This is a genomic window from Pseudomonas cremoricolorata DSM 17059 = NBRC 16634, from assembly GCF_000425745.1.
GTDB classification, from domain to species: domain Bacteria; phylum Pseudomonadota; class Gammaproteobacteria; order Pseudomonadales; family Pseudomonadaceae; genus Aquipseudomonas; species Aquipseudomonas cremoricolorata.
The window spans coordinates 66,784-79,421 of sequence record NZ_AUEA01000011.1; the positions used below are offsets into that span (position 1 = coordinate 66,784).

Below are 12,638 nucleotides of genomic sequence, written 5' to 3' on the forward strand. Positions count from 1 at the left end.
TATGTCCATCCGCCGTTACGCGCTGGCTGCGCTCGCCAGTGCCGTGTTTGCCGGTTCCGCCATCGCCAAGGATTACGAACTGCTCAACGTTTCCTACGACCCGACCCGCGAGCTGTACCAGCAGTACAACGCCGAATTCATCAAGCATTGGCAGCAGCAGCACCCAGGCGACAAGGTGAAGATCCAGCAATCCCATGGCGGTTCGGGCAAACAGGGCCGGGCGGTGATCGATGGCCTGCGCGCCGACGTGGTGACCCTGGCGCTCGCCGGTGACATCGACGAAATCGCCAAGCTCGGCAAGACCCTGCCGGAGAACTGGCAGACCCGTCTGCCCGATGCCAGCACCCCGTACACCTCGACCATCGTGTTCCTGGTGCGCAAGGGCAACCCGAAGAACATCAAGGACTGGGGCGACCTGGTCAAGAATGACGTCTCGGTGATTACCCCCAACCCAAAAACCTCCGGCGGTGCACGCTGGAACTTCCTCGCCGCCTGGGCCTATGGCCTGAAGACCGGCGGTAGCGAAGACAAGGCCAAGGCCTACGTGCAGGAGCTGTTCAAGCACGTACCGGTGCTCGACACCGGCGCCCGTGGCTCGACCATCACCTTCGTCAACAACGGTCAGGGCGATGTGTTGCTGGCCTGGGAGAACGAAGCCTTCCTGGCGCTCAAGGAAGACGGTGGCGCCGACAAGTTCGACATCGTCGTACCGTCGCTGTCGATCCTCGCCGAGCCGCCGGTGGCGGTGGTGGACAAGAACGCCGAGCGCAAGGGCAATACCGAGATCGCTACCGAATACCTCAAGCACCTGTACAGCCCCGAAGGGCAGAAGATCGCCGCGGAAAACTTCTATCGCCCACGTGACGAGAAAGTCGCTGCCGAGTATGCCAAGCAGTTCCCCAAACTGGACCTGGTGACCATCGACAAGGATTTCGGCGGCTGGAAGACTGCACAGCCGAAGTTCTTCAACGACGGTGGCGTGTTCGACCAGATCTATCAGGCGCAGTAATCGAGCAGCCGGTCCGGCGGCCGGCGAGAACAGCCTGAAGAGGTCGAAGGCCAAATCATCAGCACCGGCCCGGGATCACCCCCGGGCTTCGTGCATTCAACAGGGACTTTTATGTCACGACGTATCTCCCCCGTCATACCCGGCTTCGGGCTGACGCTGGGCTACACCCTGGTGTATCTCAGCCTGATCGTGCTGATACCGCTGGCGGCCATGTTCATCCATGCCTCGCAGCTCACCTGGGAACAGTTCTGGACCATCATCAGCGCCCCGCGGGTCATCGCCGCGTTGAAGCTGAGTTTTGGCACCGCGCTGTTCGCCGCCATCATCAACGGCCTGATCGGCACCCTGCTGGCCTGGGTGCTGGTGCGCTACACCTTCCCCGGGCGCAAAGTCATCGACGCGATGATCGACCTGCCGTTCGCCCTGCCCACGGCCGTTGCCGGTATCGCCCTGACGGCGCTGTACGCGCCGGCGGGCTGGGTCGGACAGTTCGCCACCGACCTGGGCTTCAAGATCGCCTACACCCCGCTCGGCATCACTTTGGCGCTGACCTTCGTCACCCTGCCGTTCGTGGTGCGTACGGTGCAGCCGGTGCTGGCCGACATCCCGCGGGAAGTCGAAGAAGCCGCCGCCTGCCTGGGCGCAAGGCCGTTGCAGGTGTTCCGCCATGTGCTGGCGCCCGCCTTGCTGCCCGCCTGGCTGACCGGCTTCGCGCTGGCCTTCGCCCGTGGTGTGGGCGAGTACGGCTCGGTGATCTTCATCGCCGGCAACATGCCGATGAAGACCGAAATCCTGCCGCTGCTGATCATGGTCAAGCTCGACCAGTACGACTACACCGGCGCTACCGCCATCGGCGTGCTGATGCTGGTGGTTTCCTTCATCCTGCTGCTGCTGATCAACCTGTTGCAGCGGCGTATCGAAACCCCTTGAAGGAGGCCCAGGCTCATGTCTAGTTCAACCCTTGGCGCCACCGCCAATGCCAACGCCGCACGCCGTGGCAGTGCCACCGCGCGGCGAGTGCTGATCGTCTCGGCGTGGCTGGTGTTCGCGCTGTTTCTGCTGCTGCCGCTGTTCATCGTCGTGTCCCAAGCATTGAAGAACGGCTTCGGTACCTTCTTCGAAGCGATCTTCGAACCTGACGCGCTGGCTGCGCTGCAACTGACCTTGCTCGCCGTGGCCATTTCCATGCCGCTGAACCTGGTGTTCGGCGTCAGCGCGGCGTGGTGCGTGAGCAAATATGACTTTCCCGGCAAGAGCATCCTGGTCACGCTGATCGACCTGCCGTTCTCGGTCTCGCCGGTGATCGCAGGTCTGGTCTATGTGCTGATGTTCGGCGCCCAGGGCCTGTTCGGCCCCTGGTTGCAGGACCACGACATCCAGATCGTCTTCGCCCTGCCCGGCATCGTGCTGGCGACCATCTTCGTCACCGTGCCGTTCGTTGCCCGTGAGCTGATCCCGCTGATGCAGGAGCAGGGCACCCAGGAAGAGGAGGCCGCGCGCCTGCTCGGCGCCAACGGCTGGCAGATGTTCTGGCACGTGACCCTGCCGAACATCAAGTGGGGCCTGATCTACGGCGTGGTGCTGTGTACCGCGCGGGCGATGGGCGAGTTCGGTGCGGTGTCGGTGGTGTCCGGGCATATCCGTGGCGTGACCAACACCTTGCCGCTGCACGTCGAGATTCTCTACAACGAGTACAACCATGTCGCGGCCTTCAGCGTGGCCAGCTTGCTGCTGATCCTGGCGCTGTTCATCCTGCTGCTCAAGCAGTGGAGCGAATCCCGCATTAACCGCCTGCGCCACAACGCAGCGGAGGACTAATTCATGTCGATCGAAGTTCGTAACGTCAGCAAGCGCTTCAATACCTTCCAGGCCCTCGACGCCATTAACCTGGATATCCATAGCGGCGAGCTGGTGGCACTGCTCGGCCCGTCTGGCTGCGGCAAGACCACCCTGCTGCGCATCATCGCCGGCCTGGAAACCCCCGACCAGGGCAGCATCGTCTTCCATGGCGAAGATGTGTCCGGCCATGACGTCCGTGATCGCAACGTCGGCTTCGTGTTCCAGCACTACGCGCTGTTCCGCCACATGAGCGTGTTCGACAACGTCGCCTTCGGCCTGCGCATGAAGCCCAAGGGCGAGCGCCCGAGCGAGAGCAAGATCGCCGAGAAGGTCCATGAGCTGCTCAACATGGTGCAGCTCGACTGGCTCGCCGACCGCTACCCCGAGCAGTTGTCCGGCGGCCAGCGCCAGCGTATCGCCCTGGCCCGTGCCTTGGCGGTGGAGCCCAAGGTGCTGCTGCTCGATGAACCGTTCGGGGCGCTGGATGCCAAGGTGCGCAAGGAGCTGCGCCGCTGGCTGGCGCGCCTGCACGAAGATATCAACCTGACGTCGGTGTTCGTCACCCACGACCAGGAAGAAGCCATGGAAGTGGCTGATCGCATCGTGGTGATGAACAAGGGCGTGATCGAGCAGATCGGCTCGCCGGGCGAGGTGTACGAAAGCCCGGCCAACGATTTCGTCTATCACTTCCTCGGCGATTCCAACCGCTTCGCCATCAGCGAAGGCCAGCATGTGCTGTTCCGTCCCCATGAAGTGTCGCTGTCGCGCCATGAAACCGAAGGGCACCATGCCGCCGAGGTGCGCGACATCCGACCACTGGGCGCAACGACCCGCGTCACTCTCAAGGTGGAAGGGCAGAGCGATCTGATCGAGGTCGAAGTGGTCAAGGACCACGACAGCCTTACCGGGCTGACTCGCGGTGAGACGCTGTTCTTCCGGCCCAAGGTCTGGCAGAACGCTGCCGGCGCCTGAATCGGCGCACGCTGCGTGACTGCCCCGGGGCCGCGTGCCGGCCCCGGCGGCAGGTGGGCATTGCCGAACGAGGGTTTCCCGCCGCCGCTGCAATCTGCTTCACTGGCGGGCAACCTCGGCAAGGACGACCGCCTCCATGAGCACTTCCGTGCAACGCAGCCAGTTCAACCATTCCTACCCGATCCTCACCCGCCCCCACGACAACGACCTGCACGGGCATGTCTCGGGCGCGACCGTGCACGGCTATTTCGAAGCGGCGCTGCAGGCATTGCTGCTGCAGGAAGCCGGGCTCGATCTGCGCGATGGCGACGTCACCGGGTTCGTGGTCAGTTCCGCGGCGGACTTCTTCGCCCTGCCCAGTTTCCCCGATGCCTTGGAAGTGACGGTGGCCGTTACCCGCCTTGCCGGTAGCACGGTGGAATACCGGTTGGGGCTGTTCCGTCCAGGTGAGGCCGAGGCGTGTGCCCTGGGGCGGGTGGTGCAGGTGTTCGTCGAACGCGCCAGCGGCCGCCCGGTGGCGGTGCCCGATGCGTTGCAGAAGGTGTTGGCAGGGTTGCAATTGGGTGAGGCGGTTGGGGAGGGGTAGCAGGGCAGGTGGCACTGCGCCGCTCCTTCCAGGTCGTGGATTTCCCCTTTAAGAGCGGCTTGAGCCGGGACAAAATATTCAGGCAACAGAGACTCAGGCTAGCGAAGGCCAGCCAACCGCCTCAACGATGGTGACGGTGATGACGCGGGCCGGGGTGCTTGCGGTGGCCGTAGTGACGGCCACGGTCGTAATGCCGGCGATCATCGTAGCCGCGGCGGGCGCGACGGTCGTCGCGGTCGGCTTCGTTGCCCATATAGTTGCCCAGCGCGCCGCCGGCGCCGCCGCCTGCGGCTGCGCCGATCAGGCTGCCGGTGTTGCCACCGACCTGGCGACCGATGACGTTACCGCCCGCAGCGCCGAGACCGCCACCGATGGCCGCCTCGCCGCGCTGGCGCTTGTCGGCGCCAACCGCGCTACCGGCTGCGCCGCCCAGGCCTGCGCCGATGGCCGAGCCGGTGCTGCCGCCCATGGACTGACCGACCACGGAGCCGAGTACCCCACCGAGCGCGCCGCCAATGCCGGCTTCGGTGTTGCCACCTGCCATTGCAGCGCCGCTGAGCAGGCCCAAGGACAACAACAGAATGGAGGAATACTTCTTCATCGATAACGCCTCATAGGGATGACGAGGGCGAATGTGCCGCCCGAAGGCAAGCCTGGCAACGCAAATCCGACGAATAGCACGCATGCTAACGATTTATCTAAGTTGTTGTTTTAGCTATGAAACTTTGTTCGAAAAGTGAGGTCATAGGTTACTTGAGAAAAAGCCCCGGCCATTGCGGTCGGGGCTTTTTCGTTGTTCCGGGGTGCAAGGTGTGCGCTCACTTCGATGACTCGACTTGTATCTCTCCAGCTAGCGTCCCGGCGACATCAAGCAGCGTCTCCTCGAGCCGTTTGGCGGGGATCTGCGCAGACTTCTGATGGTCCATCCCACTGCCTGGCAGGGTGACCTTGATGATGCGGGCCGAGAAGTATTTGTCGAACGGCTCCAACTCCGAATATTCATCGGGTGCAAGCGACAGGGCCGTGAGTCGCCCGATCAGGCCGCAAATCCAGTCAGCGCATTGAATGGTTTGGAACAAGTGGCTCTCGGCCTGAATGGGCGGTTCAATGAGAGTCCTGCACTTCTCCGACGCGTCCTCGAACATGGCCAGGGTGCAAACTTCGACATTGGTCTCCCGCCACTGATTACCGGCGCGTTGCTCATCGAGCATCAGCATGAACGTCGATTCGTTCTGCGCGCAGAACCTATCTATCTTGCGCACAGATTGCAAAAGCTGCCGCTTGAATGTCTCGGTTGAGTTGTGCGCCTTGGGATCGGTCGTCTTGTGCTCACCGGTGTAAAACACGTATCCGCCGATTTTTTCGATGTGGTTGAGAAGTCGAAAGGTGGTGCGACGCAGCTGCTCGTACTTGGTGACGTTTCGCAGTGCGTACAACTGAGAGCCTTTCTTCTCCCACTGGTAAGCCGGAAGGTTTTTTGGATTGTCGTTGGCCAGGTCATGCGCCAACAGCTGACACTTGGCCTTGTAAAAATAGATCGCAAACTCTCGGATTTCAGATGCGGGCAAAACCAGGCCTGCGAATCCGAACGCCGGGTGCGTTTTGTAGTTTGGATGATTGCGAGAGACGTACTGGCCGACATGCCCGAATTCGTCCAGGTATGCGACGTAGTGTGTCATTGCTACCGGATTCCTTGCTCCAGAAACACGAAAACCCGCTGCTTTCGCAGGCGGGTCTCGGAAGGTAGGCACGAAAGCGAGCTCTCATGCGTTGAGGTCGATCATACGCCGGCTGACACTTATGTCAACGTGCCCCCACGGCTCAACCGAAGTCTTAACGATTCAGCATGTAACTGGATAACACGCGGCGCTTTCCTGAGTAGAAGTATCCGCAGGCCCCTCTGAATGCCCAGAGGGGGGTGTGATATAGGTCTGTCATATGGCTGGATCAAACAATCCGGCCATTGTCCCGCGCGCGCTCCAGCTTGATCGCCACGAACTTCGACGTCGGCGTGTGGCTGCCATCGCCGACGCTTTCCAACGGCACCAGCGGGTTGACTTCCGGGTAGTAGGCGGCGGCCTGCCCGGCAGGCATGTCGAAGGCCAGCAAGGTGAAGCCGTGTACGCGGCGCACGTGGTCATCGCCCCACAGCGAAACGATGTCGACCTTCTGCCCCGGCTGGAAGCCCAGACGCATGATGTCGGCTTCGTTGACGAACAGTACGTCACGCTGGCCGCGCACGCCGCGGTAGCGGTCGTCCATGCCATAGATGGTGGTGTTGTACTGGTCGTGCGAGCGCATCGACTGCATGACCAGGTCAGGCGTCTGGCCGCTGGCCAGCACCCGTGGATCGATCAGGCTGTCGGGCAGCAGGTTGGCATTGAAGTTGGCGCGCTTGCTGGGCGTGGCCCATTGCCGTTGTGCGGCGCTGTTGCCCAGGTAGAAGCCGCCTGGATTTTGCAGCCGCTCGTTGAAGTCGGTGAAGCCGGGGATGGTGTCGGCGATCAGCTCGCGGATGCGACCGTAGTCGGCCACTGTCCAGTGCCAGTCGATCGGCGCCTTGCCCAGGGTGGCGGCGGCGATGCCGGCGATGACCGCCGGCTCCGAGCGCATCTGCTTCGACAGCGCCTTGAGCTGGCCGTTGGAGGCGTGGACCATGCTGAACGAGTCTTCCACGGTCACCGCCTGCGGCCCTTCGACCTGCAAATCGATGTCGGTGCGACCCAGGCAAGGCAGAATCAGCGCCTGCTTGCCGTGAATCAGGTGGCTGCGGTTGAGCTTGGTGCTGATCTGCACGGTCAGGTCGCAGTTGCGCAGGGCCTGGGCGGTGCGCTCGGTGTCCGGGGTGGCCTGGGCGAAGTTGCCGCCCAGGGCGATGAACACTTTCGAGCGGCCTTCGAGCATGGCATGGATCGCCTCGACCACGTTGTGGCCGCTGTGGCGAGGCACCGGGAAGCCAAACCTGCGCTCGATGGCATCGAGCAATGCCACCGGTGGGCGTTCGTTGATGCCCATGGTGCGGTCGCCCTGCACGTTACTGTGGCCACGCACCGGGCACAGGCCGGCACCGGGGACCCCGAGGTTGCCGCGCAGCATTTGCAGGTTGGCGATTTCCTGAATGGTCTGCACCGAGTGACGGTGCTGGGTGATGCCCATGGCCCAGCACATGATCACCCGCTTGCCACGGCAGTACATGCGCGCGGCCAGCTCGATGTCTTCCAGGCTCAGGCCGGACTGCGCCTGGATCTGCTCCCAGGGCGTGGCCTCGACCACCGCCAGGTAATCGTCGACGCCATGGCCGTGTTCGGCGATGAAGGCGTGGTCGAACACCGCCGGCTCACCCTTGGCCTGGGCTTCGCGTTCCCATTGCAGGGTGAACTTGGCCATGCCGCGCAGCAACGCCATGTCGCCGCCCAGGGCCGGGCGGAAGAATGCGGTGTTGGTCGGCTTGTCGCTGTTGGTGAGCATCTCGAGCATGTGCTGCGGATGCTGGAAGCGCTCCAGGCCACGCTCCTTGAGCGGGTTGATGCACACCACCTGAGCGCCGCGCTTCACCGCATCGCGCAGCGGGTCGAGCATGCGTGGGTGATTGGTGCCAGGGTTCTGGCCCCAGACGAAGATCGCATCGGCGTGCTCGAAGTCGTCGTAGGTGACGGTGCCCTTGCCGACCCCAATGCTCTGCCCGAGGGCCACGCCGCTGGCTTCGTGACACATGTTCGAGCAATCGGGGAAGTTGTTGGTGCCGAAGGCGCGCACGAACAGCTGGTAGAGGTAAGCCGCTTCGTTGCTGGCCCGACCGGAGGTGTAGAACTCGGCCTGGTCAGGGCTGCTCAGGCCATTGAGGTGCTGGGCGATGAGGGCGAAGGCGCTGTCCCAGTCGATGGGCTTGTAGCGGTCGGTGCTCGGGTCGTAGACCACCGGCTCGGTCAGCCGGCCCTGGTACTCCAGCCAGTAGTCGCTCTGCTCGAGCAGCGCGCTGACGCTGTAGCGGGCGAAGAAGGCCGGGTCGACGCGGCGTTTGGTGGCTTCCCAGTTGACCGCCTTGGCGCCGTTCTCGCAGAACTTGACCATGCCGCTTTCCGGCGAATCGCCCCAGGCACAGCCTGGGCAGTCGAAGCCGCCGTTCTGGTTGGTCTTGAGCATGGCGCGCAGGTTCTTCAGCGCGTTGTCGCTGCCAACCCAGGCCTTGGCCACGCTGATCAGCGCGCCCCAGCCACCGGCGGGGCCAGGGTAGGGCTTGTAGCGCGGGCTGGAGGCTGGCGCGTTGTCGGGGATCTTCTGATGCGAGCTCACGGCTTTGATTACTCCATCGCGGGGCTGTAGACCCGCGGTGCACTGTGTTTGGGCAAATGAATGAGGTTGAGCTGATGCTTGCGCGCCCATTGCAAGGCAAGGCCGGTGGGCGCCGACAGGCTGACCAGGGTCTGGATACCGGCGCGCAGCACTTTCTGGATTAGCTCAAGGCTGCAACGGCTGGTGACGATGGCCAGCCCGCCGTGGGTATCGATGCGCTCGCGCAACAGGGCGCCGATCAGCTTGTCGAGGGCGTTGTGCCGGCCGATGTCTTCGCGGCCCAGGCGCAATTGACCCTGGTTGTCCATGAACAGCGCGGCGTGTACCGCACCGCAGTGCTGGCCGAGCGGCTGGAAGGCATCGATGCGCCGGCGCAGGTCGTGCAGCCAGTGCACCGGCGGTAGCGGCGCGCCAGGCAGTACCTTGAGTTCCGGCAGGGCCTGTTCCAGGGCTTCGACCCCGCACAGGCCGCAGCCGCTGGTGCCGGCCAGTTGCCGGCGCTGGTCCTTCATGTTCCAGAAGGCGCGGCTGGAAATTTCCACATCGGCGTACAGCGCCGAGCCGCTGCCCGAGAGCTTGATGTCGTAGACGTCGTCGGTGCTGCTGACCAGACCGCTGCCGATGCTGAAGCCGACCACGAAGTCTTCAAGATCCGTGGGGCTGACCAGCATCACGGCCTGGCTCAGGCCGTTGTAGGCGATCGCCAGGGCCACTTCTTCGGCCAGCGGCGTGCAGGCGCACGCGCCGTCGTCGAGCTGGACGTAATCGTAGGTGTTGCTGGCGGCAGGCAAGGCCAGGGTCGAGGATGCCGCGCAGACCGGAGGTTTGCTGTTCATCAGGCGAAATACCGGGCGGCTTTATACGCCTACAAGCCTAGGCCTGTGCCTGGGACGCGTCTAATCGCTTGATTTGATATGCCGATAGACCGCGTCGATCAGTCGCACCTAGGCTCTATATGAAAAGCCCTGATACTTGGTGATCCTGCGTTGAAAACAGCCTGGATCGCCAGCCCGGTCGGAATGCTCATTTACAATCAGTAAACTCCGCTTCCTCGGCTGTTTTCGCCTTGTCTCCCCGGCGTCTCAGGACGTTTCATACAGAACCTAGAGCAGCTTGCTCAACGCCTGAAGCTGTTCTACCCGCTCGCTCTGGTTGAGCCTTGCGCCGGGATTGAGGCTCGACCACTGCGGGTGCGCACGGGCTTTGTGCAAAGCGTGCGGCAGCTTGCCTTCGCGCCAGGTGCGTTCCTCAGGGGGTGCCAGCTGGATGCTGCCCATGGCCGCGTGACCGCGACGCTCTAGGGCCAGCAGCAACTGCTGTTGACGCAGCGCCAGCAGGCGCAGCACGGCATCGTCGACGGTCAGCTCGCGCTGGCCCTTGAACTTGCCCAGCAGCCGCGCGCCGTAGCTGCGCGCGGTCTGCAACGCACCGCCGGCAATCGCCCCGGCGAGCGCGGCGGCACCCAAGGTCAGGCCGCCGACCAGCAGGTCGACTCCGGCACCGGCCGCCGCACCCGCGGCAACCCCGCCGCCCACGCGCACGCCGAGCTGGCGCAAGGTTTCCGGGTTGAACAGGTCATCGCCCCAGCGGCCGTCGAGCAGTGGCAAGTCGTCACCGGGGGCATCGTCGCGGCGAAAGCCGTACAGCGTGAGCAGCGCTTCGACGCAGCGTTGCTCACGCTGGCGCACCTCGTCGCGCAAGGTTTGCATGGCGCTGGCCGCGACGCTGGCTTCGCTGTCGACGCTGCGCCGGCAGGCGGCGCAGTCGATCAGCAGATCGGCGATCAGCTGCCTTGCGCTGTCACGCCGGGCCAGGCGTTGTGCCTGTTGATCGGCCAACAGCCGTTGCAGGGCCGGGCGCGCGTCTTCGAGCAACAGCGCCAGGCTGTCGTACAGGCGCTGCTCGCCATCTTCCGGCGGCGCCACGCTGTCGAAGCGCACCAGCGCGTGCAGGCCCAGACGTGCCAGCGCCTCACGCCATTGCGCCTCGCGGTGGCCCTCGCTGGCGACGAAGTTGAGCACCGGCAACAGCGGCTTGCCGCAGCCGGCCAGCACTTCCAGTTCATCGCGGTATTTGGCCAACACCGGTTCACGGGCGTCGATCACGTACAGGCCGGCATCGCTGCTCAGCAGTTGGCGCAGCACTTTTGCTTCCTGCTCGAAACGCTGGCGCGCCTCGCTGCCTTGCAGAAAGCGTTCGAGCCGCGCCGGGCCGTCGAGGCGTTCGCCAGGACGCTCCAGGCGTTCCAGGTGCTCGAGCAGGGCGATGGCATCTTCAAGCCCCGGCGTGTCGTACAGCTCCAGCAGCGGCTCGCCGTCGACCGACAGCCGCGCACCTTCCACATGCCGGGTCGTGCTGGGCCGGTGCGAAACTTCGCCGAACGCCACATCGCGGGTCAGGGTACGCAGCAGCGAGGTCTTGCCGACGTTGGTGTGCCCGACCAGGGCCAGTTTCAGCGGATCAGTCATCACCGTGCTCCAGCCAGGTATGCGGCAGCTCGGCGCTGTAGGCCAGGCCGAGGCGGGTGAGGGCTTCGTGCCAGTCGCCCAGGCGCGCGGCGTCGAGCTGTTCACCCGGCACTGCTGGCAGCAACCAGATGCGCGTGGCCCCGGCGTTGCGCGCCAGCTCGCCGAGCAGCGCCAGGCTGCCGCGATCGGGCGAGCGTTGCGGGTCGCAGGCGATCAGCAGACGCGCTGGCGGAAAGCGGCTGAGCTGCTCCAGCAGACGCTGGCGTGAGGCACGGCTGTCGAGCACGCCGGCGTCGGTCACCTGCTCGGGCAGGGCCGGTGGCCAGGGGCGTTGGTCATCGAGTTCCAGGCCCACCAGCAACGCGCCGCCGTTGACCGATTGCGGCGCCTGAGTCGCGGCTTGTTCGGCCATCGCTGGCGCAGGGTCATGCACGCCCAGGCGCTCGCTGCTGGGCATCAGCACCTGGCGCAACTGTTGATAGGCCGGCTGCTCCAGGTCAGCGCTGAGCTGCTGACGCCCGCGCCGCCAGCGCCACAGGCACAGCGCCGCCAGCAGCAGGCGCGGTAGCACGCCATACACCAGCACCACCCCCAACAGCCAGCTGGCCCAGGCCTGGCGGGCGCCGTCGAACAGCGGCTGGGTGGCACCGCTGGCGCGAATCATCGCCTCGCTGGGCATGCTGAAACCCAGCAGCGCGGGCAGGGCGCCGAGGGCGTGGGTCAGGGCGATGAAGGGCTCTGCGGCGAGCAGCGTGGTTTCCCAGACGAAGCCATAGCGCCGGCCCGCGAGCAGAGTCAGCAACATGCCCAGCGCGGCGAGCATCGCCAGCAGCCACAGGCTGTTGACCAGCAGGCCCAGCAACCAGCGGGTCAGACGCTGGCGCTGCAACAACACCAGCAGCGCCGGGGCCAGTTGCGCGGCCTGGGCATCCCGCGCCAGCCGCGCACTGAGCCACAGCCACAGGCGCCCGAGCAGTGCGCCGTGCTCGCCGCTGAGCCAGCCACTCAGGGCCCAGCCGCAGAGCATCAGCAGGTTCAGACCAAGCAGGCTGCCCAAAGCCCAGAACACATTGACCGGGCGCGAACCGTCGCCTAGCGCGGCGAAGGCCAGGCCCCCGCCGCTGAGCACGGCGAGCAGCGCCAGGCCCAGCAGCGCCAGGCGCGCGCCCTGTTTCCAGTGACCGAGCGCAGCGCGCATGCCGTCGCGCTCGGCCAGCCACAGCGCGCGGCGTTCGATGCGCTGGGCCAGGTCGCCGCCGTGCTGGCGGGCCAGGCGGTTGGCCTCCTGATCGTCCAGCAGGCCGGCGTGTTCTTCACGCAGACGCACCGCCTCGGTGAGCCAGCGCACGTCGAATCGGGTCAGTTCATTCACAGGGTATTCCACGGCTCGGTCGAGGCTGGGAGCATAACCTAGGGGCTGTTCCCGTTTCATCGCAACCGCGCCGAGGCCTGTTTTTTCGCCCTTTCGAGC

At 64.7% G+C, this 12,638-nt stretch carries 11 protein-coding genes; 5 read left to right on the forward strand and 6 right to left on the reverse strand.

Going from position 1 to position 12,638, the window contains the following annotated elements; all coding sequences use genetic code 11:
• The first annotated feature begins 1 nt into the window (after position 1).
• From H618_RS0113990 to H618_RS0114010, 5 genes are all read left to right on the forward strand, one after another.
• Positions 2–1,009, forward strand: coding sequence for a sulfate ABC transporter substrate-binding protein (locus H618_RS0113990; RefSeq protein ID WP_028695651.1), 1,008 nt, complete (start codon positions 2–4; stop codon positions 1,007–1,009).
• Between the two features lie 111 nt (positions 1,010–1,120).
• A complete protein-coding gene (gene cysT, locus H618_RS0113995; protein WP_028695652.1) occupies positions 1,121–1,939 on the forward strand; it encodes a sulfate ABC transporter permease subunit CysT in 819 nt (272 codons plus the stop codon).
• Positions 1,940–1,954: 15 nt separating this feature from the next.
• Positions 1,955–2,827, forward strand: a complete 873-nt coding sequence (gene cysW / locus H618_RS0114000; protein WP_028695653.1) for a sulfate ABC transporter permease subunit CysW — start codon at positions 1,955–1,957, stop codon at positions 2,825–2,827.
• A 3-nt stretch (positions 2,828–2,830) separates the two neighbouring features.
• Positions 2,831–3,820 carry a sulfate/molybdate ABC transporter ATP-binding protein gene (locus tag H618_RS0114005; RefSeq protein WP_028695654.1) on the forward strand — a complete coding sequence of 330 codons (990 nt, stop codon included), beginning with the start codon at positions 2,831–2,833 and terminating at the stop codon, positions 3,818–3,820.
• Between the two features lie 136 nt (positions 3,821–3,956).
• Complete coding sequence (locus H618_RS0114010) at positions 3,957–4,406, forward strand: acyl-CoA thioesterase (RefSeq protein WP_028695655.1); 450 nt, start codon at positions 3,957–3,959, stop codon at positions 4,404–4,406.
• A gap of 121 nt (positions 4,407–4,527) precedes the next feature.
• On the opposite strand, the gene H618_RS0114015 is transcribed toward H618_RS0114010, so the two are convergent.
• The 6 genes from H618_RS0114015 to H618_RS0114040 all read right to left on the reverse strand — a co-directional run bounded on the left by H618_RS0114015 (position 4,528) and on the right by H618_RS0114040 (position 12,599).
• Positions 4,528–5,007, reverse strand: a complete 480-nt coding sequence (locus H618_RS0114015) for a glycine zipper domain-containing protein (protein ID WP_028695656.1) — start codon at positions 5,005–5,007, stop codon at positions 4,528–4,530.
• Between the two features lie 217 nt (positions 5,008–5,224).
• Entirely contained in the window at positions 5,225–6,085 is an 861-nt protein-coding gene (locus H618_RS0114020; RefSeq protein WP_028695657.1) for a DUF3800 domain-containing protein, read from the reverse strand.
• 268 nt (positions 6,086–6,353) lie between these two features.
• The gene (locus H618_RS0114025) at positions 6,354–8,681 is read right to left on the reverse strand and encodes an FdhF/YdeP family oxidoreductase (RefSeq protein ID WP_425414200.1); all 2,328 of its coding nucleotides are present in this window, start codon (positions 8,679–8,681) and stop codon (positions 6,354–6,356) included.
• Positions 8,682–8,707: 26 nt separating this feature from the next.
• Positions 8,708–9,535, reverse strand: coding sequence for a formate dehydrogenase accessory sulfurtransferase FdhD (gene fdhD, locus H618_RS0114030; protein WP_028695659.1), 828 nt, complete (start codon positions 9,533–9,535; stop codon positions 8,708–8,710).
• 267 nt (positions 9,536–9,802) lie between these two features.
• Positions 9,803–11,167 carry a GTPase/DUF3482 domain-containing protein gene (locus tag H618_RS0114035; RefSeq protein ID WP_028695660.1) on the reverse strand — a complete coding sequence of 455 codons (1,365 nt, stop codon included), beginning with the start codon at positions 11,165–11,167 and terminating at the stop codon, positions 9,803–9,805.
• Positions 11,160–12,599, reverse strand: coding sequence for a DUF2868 domain-containing protein (locus tag H618_RS0114040; protein WP_081673778.1), 1,440 nt, complete (start codon positions 12,597–12,599; stop codon positions 11,160–11,162). The genes H618_RS0114035 and H618_RS0114040 overlap by 8 nt, the downstream gene beginning before the upstream one ends.
• Positions 12,600–12,638: the final 39 nt, after the last annotated feature.

Excerpts from the sequence above, each read along its gene's own strand:
- H618_RS0113990 (WP_028695651.1), top strand. The coding sequence starts at position 2 with ATGTCCATCCGCCGTTACGCGCTGGCTGCGCTCGCCAGTGCCGTGTTT.
- cysT (WP_028695652.1), top strand. The coding sequence starts at position 1,121 with ATGTCACGACGTATCTCCCCCGTCATACCCGGCTTCGGGCTGACGCTG.
- cysW (WP_028695653.1), top strand. The coding sequence starts at position 1,955 with ATGTCTAGTTCAACCCTTGGCGCCACCGCCAATGCCAACGCCGCACGC.
- H618_RS0114005 (WP_028695654.1), top strand. The coding sequence starts at position 2,831 with ATGTCGATCGAAGTTCGTAACGTCAGCAAGCGCTTCAATACCTTCCAG.
- H618_RS0114010 (WP_028695655.1), top strand. The coding sequence starts at position 3,957 with ATGAGCACTTCCGTGCAACGCAGCCAGTTCAACCATTCCTACCCGATC.
- H618_RS0114015 (WP_028695656.1), bottom strand. The coding sequence starts at position 5,007 with ATGAAGAAGTATTCCTCCATTCTGTTGTTGTCCTTGGGCCTGCTCAGC.
- H618_RS0114020 (WP_028695657.1), bottom strand. The coding sequence starts at position 6,085 with ATGACACACTACGTCGCATACCTGGACGAATTCGGGCATGTCGGCCAG.
- fdhD (WP_028695659.1), bottom strand. The coding sequence starts at position 9,535 with ATGAACAGCAAACCTCCGGTCTGCGCGGCATCCTCGACCCTGGCCTTG.
- H618_RS0114035 (WP_028695660.1), bottom strand. The coding sequence starts at position 11,167 with ATGACTGATCCGCTGAAACTGGCCCTGGTCGGGCACACCAACGTCGGC.
- H618_RS0114040 (WP_081673778.1), bottom strand. The coding sequence starts at position 12,599 with ATGAAACGGGAACAGCCCCTAGGTTATGCTCCCAGCCTCGACCGAGCC.